The organism is Desulfovibrio sp. JC010, assembly GCF_010470675.1.
GTDB lineage: Bacteria > Desulfobacterota > Desulfovibrionia > Desulfovibrionales > Desulfovibrionaceae > Maridesulfovibrio.
The window spans coordinates 103,255-116,359 of sequence record NZ_VOIQ01000008.1 but is presented as its reverse complement, the minus strand read 5'-3'; the positions used below and the strand labels follow the sequence as shown (position 1 = coordinate 116,359).

Sequence of the window (13,105 nt, the reverse complement as noted above, 5' to 3'; positions counted from 1 at the left end):
AAATCGTAGTGAATATTTCACGGGAGAATGTTTTGAAGACTGTTGTTCTTGCCACTAGCAACAAAGGCAAAATTGCTGAGTTTGATGAGCTTCTTAAAGATATGGGGCTGGAAGTAAAAGGTCTGGATCAGTTTCCTGAAATCGGTGAAATCCCCGAACCGGGTGAAACCTTTCTTGAAAATGCCATCATCAAGGCCCAGACCGTGGCCAATCTGACCGGACTGGTGGCTGTGGCCGATGATTCCGGTCTTGAAGTAGATGCGCTGGGCGGACGGCCCGGTGTATATTCCGCCCGCTACAGCGGTGAGGACGCTACTCCCGAAAAGAATAATGCCCTGCTGCTAAAAGAGCTGGACGGTGTACCCGAAGCAGAGCGCACAGCCCGTTTTGTCTGTGTTATGGTTGCTGCCACCCCGGACAACATCCGCATCCAGAGCCGTGGTGAATGGGAAGGGCGCATTGCCTTTGAACTCACCGGAAAGCAGGGCTTCGGCTACGACCCCCTGTTCTTTGATCCTGAACTGGACTGCGTGGCCGCAGAAATGACCCGCGAAACCAAGAACGCACGTTCTCATCGCGGTAAAGCACTGCGCGCGCTCATGGAACAATGGGCCGATTTTCAGGATAAAATCAGCAAATAATATTTTGTTAAATTAAAGATAGGTATTCCATTCAAGGCGGCGAAGCCTAATAAAAAAGTTTGGGATTCTTAAACCCTTTTCAAAGGGTTTAAGGCCCCCGGCAGGGTCCTCGAAGAGCCGCCGGAGGCAAAATATTTTCATCAAATAGCGCGAAGCGCATCCAATTAATCTGGAGTTTTATATATGTGTGGAATTATCGGATACGCCGGGCACCGTCCTGCTGTACCTCTTATAGTTGAAGGTTTGAGACGGCTTGAATACCGCGGCTATGATTCTGCGGGCGTGGCCACTGTGCAGAACAAGGAAATCGAGCTGGTCCGTGCTGAGGGCAAGCTGGCCGCCCTTGATGAAAAGCTGGCTCAGAAAAACGTGACCAACTCCACTTTCGGCGTGGGCCATACCCGCTGGGCTACCCACGGCGTACCTGTGGAACGCAACGCCCATCCGCATCTGGACCATGATAAAAATATGGCCATGATCCATAACGGGATCATCGAGAACTATCAGGAAATCAAGACTGAACTCATGGCCAAAGGGTATGAATTCCGTTCCGATACTGACTCCGAAGTACTCTGCAACCTCATTGCCGAGGGCCGTAAACACAACCCCACCATGCTGGAAGCCGTCTCGTGGGCACTGAAGCAGGTTGATGGTGCATACGCCATCGCCGTGGTTTCCATTGACGAACCGGGCACTGTCTATGCCGCCCGCGTAGCCAGTCCGCTGGTCATGGGTGTTGGGACCGGTGAAAATTTTGTGGCATCCGATATCCCGGCTTTCCTGCCTTATACCCGCGAAGTTGTATTCATTGAGGACGGCGAACTGGTCAAGATCACTTCCTCCACTTGGGAAGTTTTCAATGCCGAGACCCTTGATCCGGTGGAAAAGGAAATCAAGACCATCAACTGGGATGTGCAGGCCGCGCAGAAGGGCGGACACAAGCATTTCATGATCAAAGAAATTTTCGAACAGCCCAAGGTTATTTCCGATTGCCTTGCCGGACGCGTGGATCAGGCCAATAATGAAATTACCCTGCCTGAAGTTGAAGGTCTGGAACCGCCGGAAAGACTGCACATCATCGCCTGCGGAACTTCCTACCACGCCGGGCTGTGGGGTAAATACCTCATTGAGCAGTGGGCCAAGATTCCCGTGGAAGTGGAGATTGCTTCCGAGTTCCGTTACCGCGATCCCCTGCTGCCCAAGGGCGGTGTGGCTCTGGCCATCAGCCAGTCCGGTGAAACCGCAGACACCCTTGCCGGAATCAAGCTGGCCAAGCAGAAAGGGCTGTCCATCATCGGGTTATGTAATGTGGTCGGTTCCAGCGTGGCCCGCGAGTCCGATTACGTCATGTATACTCAGGCCGGACCTGAAATCAGCGTGGCTTCCACCAAGGCCATGTGCAGCCAGCTCACCGCGCTCCTGCTGCTGGCCCTCTACTGGGGCAAGAAAAAAGGCGTGATTGATGCTGAGACATACAGCCGCGCTGCAGCGGATATGCGTAACATTCCTTCAATCCTTGAAACGGCCCTTCCGGCCATGCGCAGCCGTGCTCAGGAGCTGAGCCGTGAATATTCCGAAGCCAGCAGCTTCTTCTTCCTCGGTCGCGGACTCTACTTCCCGCTGGCCCTTGAAGGCGCGCTCAAGCTGAAGGAAATTTCCTACATCCACGCCGAAGGCTACGCTTCCGGTGAGATGAAGCACGGCCCCATCGCGCTTATCGACCCCAAGTTCCCGACCTTTGCCATGGCCTTAAATGACGAGCTGTTCCCCAAGGTAAAATCAAACCTCGTGGAAGTTCAGGCCCGTGGCGGTGAGATTATCGCCCTGACCAACCCCGGAGTAGAACTTGACGTGGAACAGCGTTGGTCTCTCCCCGAAGTATGGGGCCCGCTGAATACCTTCATCGCCCTCCCGGCCTTGCAGCTCTTCGCCTACGAAACAGCCGACTACCTCGGAAAGGATGTGGATCAGCCGAGGAACCTGGCTAAGAGTGTGACTGTGGAGTAGTCCGCGTCAGCACCACAAACAAAGCCGGAATAAGGATAATTGCTCCCACTGTGGCGGTGATTTCCCCGAAGATGATGGCCTGACAGATGGGAGCCCAGCCGGGGTCCGAGAGGGCCAGCGGGGTCAGTCCGGCGAAGTTGGTGATGGTGGTGCTGGTGATGGGGCGCAAACGGTCTGCCGCCCCGCGCGCTGCGGCCTGTAAGAGCGGCATTCCGTCTTTGAGATGGTTGCGGATGGTTTCCACCACGATGATGGCGTCGTTGACCACGATACCTACCAGTGCCACGATGCCGATGGCTGCGGAGAATGAAAAGGGCAGCCCGAAGAGCATGAAGCCGAAGAAGACCCCGGCCAGCGCAAAGAGTACCGTGCTCAGGATTATCAGCGGGTAGAGCAGGGAATCGAAAAGCAGGGCCAGAATGGCGAAGACCAGTATAATCGAGCCGCAGAAGGCTTTGAACATGTTGGCGTAGGTTTCGTCCGCTTCTTCATCGCCGATGATGGTGTAGGTGTAGCCTTCGGGCCAGTCCTGCTGCATTTCTTTAAGCACCGGATGCATTTTTTCAACTACTTCCGGCAGGTAGATGCCCGTGTTTTTGGCCAGCACAGTAACCGCGCGTCTGCCGTCGGCATGCAGGATGAGCGGAGTGGCCGTGCTCATGTGCGGATTGGCTACGCTTTCCAGCGGGATTGATTCCCCTTTTTCATTGATGATGGACAGTCCGGCCAGTTCGTTCCAGCTTTTGGGGCCGGCCATTTTACCGTTCTGGCTGGGCCACCATGTGCCGATGCGAATTTCAAGATCATCCTCGGTGCCGGGAAGCTGGTAGTCGGCGATTTTTTCATTTTCCATGTAGACCATCATCTGGTTGGCCAGTTCTTCGGTGCTTAAGCCATGATGGTCCAGTGCTTCGCGCATGGGTGTGTAACGCAGCTCGGAGCGGGCCGGGCCGAGATTGTCACGCACATCATAGATTCCGGGAATGGAATGCAGCTCTTCCTTGATCCGGCGGGAGATGTTCCGAAGTTCATTAAAGTCGGTTCCGCTGACCTGAATCTGGATCGGGTCCCCGTTTTCCGGGCCTCCGCGCTGGGCGTTTATGTAAAGCTTGGCTCCGGGCTGGTTCTTCAGTGCCTCCTGAAATTCCTTTTGCAGTTCCGGCACATAGTCAAAGCCGATGCGCTCACGGTCCTTGCCGGGAATGAGATAGCAGCCGAAACCCATGATGTGCGGGGTCTGCTCGCCGCGCATGTGATCGAAATCCGAGGACTTTGAATAAGCGTCCTTGCCGCTCACAACACGCATGATGTTTTGTATGTATGGTTTGTTTTGCAGGATGCGGCTGAGTTTTTCTGCCAGCTGTGCGGTCTCTTCAATGGGGGTGTCGCGGGCCAGTTCCACGCTGATGCCTATGGTGCGCCCGTCTTCATCATTATAGAGGGTGGCCCGCATTCCTTCGGTTGCAACAATGCTGCACATGAAGATTCCCAGAGCCCCGGCCAGCCAGAGTCCGGCCCGTTTCTTATCGGCCACCACATTGCTGCTTAGCCAGCGGGTCAGTTTTGTTTCCAGTTTATGGGAGAGCTTGTCCACAAAGCCCGGTTCATGGCTGCCGTGCTTGCCTAAAAAAGGACGCAGCAGTGCCGGGCCGATGATGATGGAGACAATGAAGGAAACCACAAGGCAGACCGCAGCGGTTACCGGGATCACGCGCATGAATTTACCGTCCACACCGGGAATCATGGCCAGCGGGGTAAAGACCAGAATAGTGGTCAGCGAGCCGGAAAAAGAAGGTACGGCATAGGTGGAGATGGTGTATTTGACCGCTTCGGCGAAGTGCATCCCTTTGAGGAAAAGGGCGTCGTGCATTCCTTCCATGATCAGGATAAAGTCATCCACCAGCAGGCCCAGCGCGATAATCATGCCGATGATGACCAGCAGGTTGAAGGTGTAGCCCATGGCCCAGAGCACGGCCACTGTTCCCAGTAGGGTCAGCGGCACAGACAGGGCGGCCACTGTGGCCTCCCGCCAGGTGAGCAGGGCCAGCAGCACGCAGAATACCGCCAGCATGGCCTGCCAGCCGTTACTTAGTCCCCGGTCCAGTTCGGTCTGGATCATTTCCGACTGGTCTCCGGTCAGATGCCAGTGCACACCTTCCGGCCAGAAGGTACTGCTTTGGGTTTTGCTGAGTTCCCGGCGGATTTTGTCCACCATATCCATGGTGTCGTAGCCCGGTGATTTGAGGATTTCCAGCCCCACAACAGTTTCAAATTCCCCGCCTTCCCAGCTTAAGGCGGCCAGCTGGGCTCCGCGCATGTGGCTTTTGCTGACCGTGGCAATGTCTTCCAGCCGGACAATGCCCCCGCCGAACCGTTTGCCGATGAACAGGTTTTTCAAATCTTCAAGTTCGTTGTAGACCCCGTCCATGCGCAGGGAGAAGTTGAGGTCCCGGTTTTCAAATTTGCCCCATGGAGCGTCCGCCCCGTTGCGGGTGATTTTTTCACGTACAAGGGATGCGGGAATGCCATATTCTTTAAGCTTGTCCGGGTGCAGCTGGATGTGGACGACCTCCTTGCGGATGCCGACTTTGTTCACTTTGCGCACTCCCGGAATGCGGCGCAGTTCCCGGCGCAGGGATCGGCCCAGCTCTTCCAGCACGCTGCGGCTTACTTCCCCGGAAAGAGCCACGGTGGTTACCGGGATGTCGTTGACTGTGGAAAATTCTATTTTCGGGGCTTTGGCACTTCCTGGGAGTTCATTTCTGGCGGTATCCACCCGCTGGCGCAAACGCTGCTGGCTGTCCTGAATGGAACAGTCCGCTTCAAAAGTAACGATAATGAGCGAAGTACTGTAGGTGGATGTGGAGCGGACCCGCTTCACTGCCTTGAGGCCGCGCAGTTCCTTTTCAATTTTCTGGGTGATGGATTTTTCCATCATGGCCGAGTTGGCCCCTTCCCAGACAGTGGTCACATAAAAGGTAGGTATTTCTAGGTCGGGTAATGCTTCTTTGTTCATGGAATGATAGCCCACCAGCCCGAAGCCGAGCAGGACCAGTCCCCAGATTACAGCCGGGACCCGGCGCAGAAAGAAGAAGGAGAAAATTGTATCCTGTTTATTTTTCGGCATTACTTTTCTCCGGTATTTTCTGCTCAATGATGGAAACAGGTGCTCCTTCGACCAGCTTTTTACGACCGGACTGAATTACCGGAGTTCCGGGCTTGACTCCCTGCAGGATTTCAACATGACGGTTGTCACGCAGTCCGGTTTGCAGGTTTTGTCTGTGGGCGGTGCCGTTTTCACATACAAAAGTATAGGGCTGCGGTCCGTCGTAGAGCATGGCTCCCAGCGGGATACGCAATGTATTTTCTTTGTGCTCAACCATGATCCAGCAACTGGCGAACATGCCGTCGGGAATGACAGTTTCCTGCTGTTTCAAGCGGACCTTGACCCTGACCGCCCGCCGTTTGCCGTCAATCTGCGGGCTTACCGACCAGACTCTGCCTTCTACCTTGGGTGCGTTTTCAAAAGTGGTACCTTTGGCCCAGCCTTCAAATCCGGGACTGACCAGCACCTTCTGCCCATTGCGGACCCTGCGGCCCTGTTTTTCCGGTAGATGCAGGGTCACCTCCACCTCACTGGGATCAATGATGGTCAGCGGGGCTGTGGCAGCCAGCTCCGCCTTGCTGGAATGGTTCACATCCGAGGGCTGGAAATAATCCCCGACCTTGATGTTCATGCGGGCGATGATACCGCTGAACGGGGCGCGGATTTCCAGTTTTTCCGGGGCGCGGCTGACTTTGCGAAGTTCCGCATGGGCGCGGTTCAGTTTGGCCTGCGCGGTGGCGATGTTCATTTTGGCTACCGAAAGGGCGGCTTTGGCCCGTGTGAAGCGGAAGCGGGCCTGATCAAACATGTTTTGGGCCAGAAACTTTTGTTCAAAGAGCTTCCTTTTGCGTTCAAGGTCCTGCTCTGCCTCGCTGAGGGTCTCTTCGGCCTGCTTCATGGTTGCCCGCAACCCGTCCAGTTCGCGCTGGGCGGCAAGGTAGTCCGCTTCACATTGGGATACCTCCGCATGCTTGTCCCGGGAATCTATGCGGGCCAGCAACTGGCCGTTTGCATCTTCGCCGGGACCGAAAATTGCGGTGCCCTCGCGTAATGCATTGCCTGTTTCGTCCTTGGCGATAAAAACAACTTTGCCCGCTTCTTCGAACTGGAGCGAGGTCTTGCGTACTGCTTCAACCCGTCCTTCAGCCATGATCCAGCTGGATACCGGACCGAAGGAGGCGTTATGGGTGCTGACCCGTAAAGACGGCCGGGTGGCTGTGTTTGAATGGGCAATGGCCTGTATCTCATCCATCCGCCAGAGCCAGACAAAGATGATTGTTATAACGGCTAAGGCGATGAGTCCGTATAATGCTATTTTTTTCAGCGACGGCATGAGGTCCTCTGTATTCTGCTGCGTTCAGTTTTCGGATTTTAGCGAGCTTGATCATTATTCGAATGATTGCTCGATGAATTCCAATTGACACAGCCCGGGGTACGTGTCAATTAAATTCGAACGATCATTCGAGAAAACAAAAGAGGTCAGCATGGCGAGAACGGTCAGCAAAGAAGGGACGCAGAAGCGCAAGGAACAGATTCTAAAGGCGGCGGGAAATTGTTTTTCCGCCAAGGGATTTCATCAATCCAGTATGGCGGATATCTGCCGGGAGGCAGGTTTGAGTCCCGGCACTGTCTACCATTATTTCAGTTCAAAGGATGAGATGATTGTCCATTTTGCAAAGCAGGAACTGGAGCAGGCCCGGCAGTTTGTTGAAGCAATGCAGTATGTGGATTCACTGACAGGGCTGGTGGATTTTACCATTCACGCCATTCTGGAGCTGGATGAGCAGGAAGAGATGCAGGTTTATCTTGAGGTGCTGACCGAGAGCGGACGCAACAAAGAGGTAGGCAAGCTGCTTACAAAATCCGACGAGATAGTGTTGCGTGCTCTGGAAAAGCATCTGAAGAGGCTGGGTGCTGATAAAGGGGAAACCTCATTCAGCTCTTTGGCTCTTTATGTCGGTATTCAGATTGTGGCTCTGGAAATATTCAAGCTGGAAAAACCCTCGGCAAAAGAACGCAGGGATATGTCCCTGCTTTTCCGCAGGGGGCTGCTGCACGTGCTGGGCAGATAAAGTCAGCGCAGGCAATCAGGAGCGCAGTGCATCAATGGGGCTGAGTGCTGATGCCTGCCGGGCCGGGTAGTAACCGAAGAAGATTCCCACGGCGGCGGAAACGCCTACGCCGAGGAAGATTGCCTCTTCGGAAACAAAGAATTCCCAGTTGGCAAAGTTGCAGATGATGGCCGTGGCCCCCACCCCCAGTCCGGTGCCGAGCATGCCGCCTATGAATGAAAGGATGATGGATTCCACCAAAAACTGGAACTGGATATCTCTACCTTTGGCACCGATGGCCCGGCGGATGCCGATCTCTTTCTTTCGCTCGGAAACCGAAACCAGCATCACGTTCATGACACCCACTCCGCCCACAATAAGTGAGATGGAGCCGATGGCTCCCAGCAGGGCGGTGAACATACGCATCTGTTTTTTCATCTGGGCGACCAGTTCTTCCGCGCTGGTGACCCTGATTTCTTTTTTGGCCGTGAGCTTGAAATATCTTTTCATTTGTTCGGTTGCCAGTTCGCTGATGCCGCTTTCCTGCATTCTGGCTCCGAAGGTGTTTATGGTCGGGCGGTCCTGACTGCGCAGGGCGGTCTTGATGGGAACCATGATCCCTTCGTTGATCTCGTAGGGCGTGAATGTGCCCATGGGAACCGCTGCTGCGGTACCGACCACGGTGAAAATGCGGTCATCAAAAATGACCTGTTTGCCCACCGGATCGTTAACCCCGTTTTCCTTCAGCCATTCCACCTTGCTGCTGCCCAGCACACAGAATGCGGAATTACCGTCCAGATCGGAAATGAACCGTCCTTTGCTTATGGGGACCTTGTAGAGCTTTGCGAACTGCTCAGTCACGCCCAGTGCCGGGCTGCTGGTTCTTTTGCCGGAAAACTTCAGGTCCGCGTACATGGAAACATAGGGCGAAACAGTACGGATAGTCGGACAGCCTTGCGGAATCTTGAGCACGTTTTCCAGACTGAAACTCTGCCGATCTTGGAAGTTGCCGCCGTCAAGCTGCACAGAACAGATATCGGTCCCCATTTCTTTGAACTGGCGGATGACTTCGTTTTCCACAATCTGGCCCACGGTAACCATGGCGATGACCGAGCCGATGCCGATGACAATGCCGATCAGGGCCAGAATGGAACGCTGTTTGGCACCCATGAGCGAACGGAATGATTCCTTGATGTTTTCCCCTAAGATCATGCGCCCTCCAGTATACCGTCGCGCATGCGGATGGAACGCTTGCACCGTTTTGCCAGTCCGGGGTCATGGGTGATGATGACCACGGTGATGCCGTCTTCTTTGTTGAGGCTCAGGAAAAGGTCCATGATCTCCTTGCCCGTGGCTGTATCAAGTGCACCGGTAGGTTCATCGGCCAGAATCAGCGAAGGCCCGCCGCACAGGGCGCGGGCAATGGCCACCCTCTGCTGCTGGCCGCCGGAAAGTTCGTTGGGGCGGTGGTCGCCGCGTTCACCCATGCCGACTTTGGTCAGCATTTCATGGGCCAGTTGCACCCGCTCTTTTTTAGGCACTCCCCGGTAAAGCAGGGGCAAGCAGACGTTATCAAGGGCGGTCAGCTTGGGCAGCAGATGGAACTGCTGGAAGACAAAGCCGATCTCTTTATTTCGGATGGTGGAAAGTTCGTCATCGGAGAGTTTGTCGGCAAGTTGGTCGTTGAAACGGTATACACCGGAAGATGGCTGGTCCAGAAAGCCGAGGATATTCATGAGCGTGGATTTACCGCACCCGGATGATCCGAGGATGGCCACAAGCTCTCCTTCATCCACATTCAGGTTGACCCCTTTGAGCACTTCTACGTCAACGGAGCCGAGCCGATATGATTTATGGACGTCCTCAATGCTGATCATCACATGCCTTCCATGAGCAGGATGGTCGTGCCCGGCTTGATTCCGGAGACGATTTCCACCTCATTTATGGTGGTGTATCCGGTCTGGACCTCTACATCGTGCACAGAACCGTCCGTTTCTTTTACCCGCAGGAAGGTTTGTCCTCCGGACCTGTTGATGGCCGAAAAAGGAACCATGAGTGCTTTTTTGTTGGCGTATGTTTCAACCTGCATGTTGGCGGTCATGCCGATGCGCACGTTCTTGCCGATATCCTTTGGCAGGTGCGGCAAACGGATGGTGGTTTCAAAGGTAGGCACCTTGCCTTCTCCTCCCGCCTGTGAGGAAATCAGGGCGATTTCACCCTTGAGGCGATGGTCCGGGAAGGCATCCCCGGTGACTGTTACCGGCTGGCCCAGCTTGAGGCTGTTGATGTTCAGTTCGTCCACTTTGGCGGAAATGGACAGACCTTCAAGGCTGGCAATGGAGAGCAGGGGCTGGCCTTCGGTAACGCTCATGCCGCTGGTAATTTCCTTGGCATCGGTGTTTTTTGCATTGGGCCGCAGGGCCACCCCGGAAACAGGAGCCGCGACCATGGCCTTGGCCATTTTGGCCTTCAGGGATTCGTAGTTGGTTTCGGCATTGGCCAGTTCCATGCGGGCGATTTCCAGATATTCCTTGTCCCCTTTATTAAGTACGTCGCGGTAATTTTCCTTAGCGGAGACCAGCCGTGATTCGTTGCTTTTCAGTTCCTGAAAGGTGCTGTCATACTGGTTTCGGGGGATGATGCCTTTATCAAAGAGCATTTTATCTTCTTCGGCTTTTGCTTTGGAGCTGTTCAGGGTCCGCCGGGCCTGTTCCAGTTCACGGCGGGCCTTAAGCACTTCGGAAGTGTTTTTCCAGTGGGTCAGTTCGTAGAATTTTTTGCGGGCCTTAATGTATTCGGTGAATGCCGAGCGCATTTTGCTGGCGATTTCCGAGGTGTCCAGTGTGAGGATGGTCTGGTTGCGGGGGATGCGTTCCCCGTAATAAAAGTCGGTCTTGGTAATAATCCCGTTGAACGGGGCCACAAGGGTCAGCTCTTCCAGAGGGGCGACCACCCCGGAAAGGGAGATGGACCGTGAAAAGGGGCGCGGGGTGACTTTCATGCTTTGAAAGTCCGTTGTTTCAGCATTGGTTTTAGTGGATTGGAGGCCGGCCGGAATTTCCAGATCAACCGGGTTGAGCCAGAAGTAAGCCCCCAGTGCGCTGAAAAAGCAGAATACCGCCGCAATGAGCATGACCCGGACTTTCTTGCCTTGGGTAAGTGATGTTTTCAAGGCCTTGTTGGATTCCTCGGCATCGCGCATGGCCCGGGTCAATTCCTGATTGAGCTGCCGTTCTTCCTGACGCAGTTTTTCGATCTCGGTGACATCGCGCAGGACCAGCACCGCTCCGCCGACCCCGCCCTCTTTGTCTTTCAGCCGGGATACGCTGACCGAGAGATAAATTTTTTCCCCGTTTTCCTTGTGGTACGGGGTGGCCCGGTTGCTGATCATGCAGTCTTTGTAGACCGAGTCCAGCAGGGTCTGCATGAACTCGTCATTTTCCTCCACCGGGGGAACAACAGCCATGAGCGGCATGCCTTCAAGATCATCCCCGGAGACGCCCAGTATTTTTGCCACTGCGGGGTTGGCTCCGGTTACAGTTCCCTTGTCATTAAGGATCATGACCCCGTCATTCATGACCTGAAAGATTGTTTCCCTGAAGGGCTTGATGAGCATTTTATCCATGATATTTCCTACCACCAGGTCCAGACCTGAGGACGGATCCGGTCGTTTATGTTGTCTTCAAGTTGTTTGTCGTCATGTTTGAATTCAACATCCCATGTTTCCATGGTCGTGCCCAGCAACTGGTCAAGGGTCAGCAGGGCTTGTACATAGGCATGGTGCATTGAGGTTTCCGAGAGCTGGGCCTGCACAAGCTGGTTCTGGTAGGAGACCACCTCGAAGTTGGTGGTTCGTCCGACCATGAGTTTGGTGTTTTCGTTTTGCAGCTGCAGGGCCTTGAGCTCGGTATTTTTCCTGGCCAGTTGGATCATCTTCCAGCGCATCCTGACATTGCGCACCGCATTTGCAACTTCGGTCTGCAGGTTGGTTTTGGCCCGCTTCAGTTCCAGCCGGGTCGTGCGTTTATTTACCTCGGCGGTGAGCAGGGCTTTTTTACGGTCCAGAAGATCATCACCCCACAGATTTATGGGGGCTTTCAGTTCCACCCCGGCGGAGAGCTCGTCTTCATTTGTGGATGCTGTGTAAGAATTTTTTTCAGTATGGGTTTGGCCGTATCCTGTTTTCAGGTTCAGTTCCCACATGCGGTCGTTTGAGGCCATCATGGCGTTGATATCCGCTTCTGATACACTGAAAACACTGCCCATGTAAGCCTGGTTGTTTTTCAGGGCCACCTGCATGCAACGGTCGTAATCAGGTTCCACATCCCGTATTTTATCTTCCACCGGTTCGATTTCAAGATTGGGGTCCATCTCAAGGTGGTTGAGCAGGTTGCGCCGGGCTTCATCAACACTGTTCCGGGCTTCTTCAAGGGAGAGCCTGCTTGATGCCACGTCTGCTTCAGCCTGAACCACGTCACTGGCGGCCATGCGGCCCATTTTCTGTTTGAATTTGTTGACTTCCAGCAACCGTTCCGAACGTTCAAGGGCCTGCCGCTGGATTTCAAGGTTTTCCTTGGCCTGTTTGAAGGTGAAGTAGAGGTTGAGCCCGCTGTTGATCAGCTGGCTGAGGTTGTCACGCAGGGAAAGGATGTTGCGTTTGTCAGTAATACGGGCCAGCCGGATGGAGGCCATGTTGTAATCTATGCCCGCTCCTTTAAGCAGCGGCTGGGTCAGTTCCACCCGCCATTCAGAAGTGGCCTGCCGGGTGTATGATTTCTCACGGGTAACGTTGGTATCTCCGTCGTAGGACAATGTCCCCGCTTTGTTTTCAGAGTAGTTGTTGTCCCAGACGAACGAGAGCGTTCCCCCGGTGGGAATCTTCTGGCTGATGGTCGCCTTGCCTCCGGCATCCCATTTCGATGCCGGGGACTGGGTGCCGTTATCGGAAATATGCATGTTCCGCTGAAAGGCTTCAGCATTGAAGGTGCCGTCAATATTGATGACCGGTTCGAATTTGGCTTCAGCCTGTTCAAGATCGAATTTTTGAGTAACGCGTTGCAGGTAGTTGGTGGCTACATTGGAGTTGTTACGGATGGTCAGCTTTACCACCTCATCCATGGAGAGGGTCAGGGTGGAGTTGTTTGCCGCTGCTCCTGTTCCGTTCTGCGCATGAACCGGTGCTGCAACGCACAAGGCGCAAAGTATCAGCAGCACTAAAGCGATTGGTGTTTTCCGTAGCAGCTTGGCAGTCAGGTTCATGGGTGCAGCAGGTAAATATTATGTTTATGGGGTGCCTTTTT

9 protein-coding genes are annotated in these 13,105 nt (G+C 54.3%); 3 read left to right on the top strand and 6 right to left on the bottom strand.

Going from position 1 to position 13,105, the window contains the following annotated elements:
• Positions 1–32: 32 nt before the first annotated feature.
• Together FMR86_RS10665 and glmS are read left to right on the top strand one after the other, a co-directional pair.
• Entirely contained in the window at positions 33–641 is a 609-nt protein-coding gene (locus FMR86_RS10665; RefSeq protein WP_163351240.1) for an XTP/dITP diphosphatase, read from the top strand.
• 183 nt (positions 642–824) lie between these two features.
• Positions 825–2,648, top strand: coding sequence for a glutamine--fructose-6-phosphate transaminase (isomerizing) (gene glmS, locus FMR86_RS10660; protein WP_163351238.1), 1,824 nt, complete (start codon positions 825–827; stop codon positions 2,646–2,648).
• Here glmS and FMR86_RS10655 read toward each other — a convergent pair.
• Together FMR86_RS10655 and FMR86_RS10650 are read right to left on the bottom strand one after the other, a co-directional pair.
• Positions 2,626–5,775, bottom strand: coding sequence for an efflux RND transporter permease subunit (locus FMR86_RS10655; protein ID WP_163351237.1), 3,150 nt, complete (start codon positions 5,773–5,775; stop codon positions 2,626–2,628). The genes glmS and FMR86_RS10655 overlap by 23 nt on opposite strands.
• Complete coding sequence (locus FMR86_RS10650; RefSeq protein ID WP_163351235.1) at positions 5,762–7,087, bottom strand: efflux RND transporter periplasmic adaptor subunit; 1,326 nt, start codon at positions 7,085–7,087, stop codon at positions 5,762–5,764. Before FMR86_RS10650 ends, FMR86_RS10655 begins: the two co-directional genes overlap by 14 nt.
• Positions 7,088–7,238: 151 nt before the next feature.
• On the opposite strand from FMR86_RS10650, the gene FMR86_RS10645 reads away from it, so the two are divergent.
• A complete protein-coding gene (locus FMR86_RS10645; RefSeq protein ID WP_163351233.1) occupies positions 7,239–7,826 on the top strand; it encodes a TetR/AcrR family transcriptional regulator in 588 nt (195 codons plus the stop codon).
• 15 nt (positions 7,827–7,841) lie between these two features.
• Here FMR86_RS10645 and FMR86_RS10640 read toward each other — a convergent pair whose 3' ends face one another.
• The 4 genes from FMR86_RS10640 to FMR86_RS10625 are packed head-to-tail and all read right to left on the bottom strand — an operon-like array spanning position 7,842 to position 13,064.
• Positions 7,842–9,017, bottom strand: coding sequence for an ABC transporter permease (locus FMR86_RS10640; protein WP_163351231.1), 1,176 nt, complete (start codon positions 9,015–9,017; stop codon positions 7,842–7,844).
• Positions 9,014–9,682 carry an ABC transporter ATP-binding protein gene (locus tag FMR86_RS10635; RefSeq protein WP_163351229.1) on the bottom strand — a complete coding sequence of 223 codons (669 nt, stop codon included), beginning with the start codon at positions 9,680–9,682 and terminating at the stop codon, positions 9,014–9,016. Before FMR86_RS10635 ends, FMR86_RS10640 begins: the two co-directional genes overlap by 4 nt.
• Positions 9,682–11,430 (bottom strand): PAS domain S-box protein, encoded by a 1,749-nt coding sequence (locus FMR86_RS10630; RefSeq protein WP_163351227.1) that lies wholly within the window; start codon positions 11,428–11,430, stop codon positions 9,682–9,684. Before FMR86_RS10630 ends, FMR86_RS10635 begins: the two co-directional genes overlap by 1 nt.
• 8 nt (positions 11,431–11,438) lie before the next feature.
• Positions 11,439–13,064, bottom strand: coding sequence for a TolC family protein (locus FMR86_RS10625; protein ID WP_163351225.1), 1,626 nt, complete (start codon positions 13,062–13,064; stop codon positions 11,439–11,441).
• Positions 13,065–13,105 lie beyond the last annotated feature (41 nt).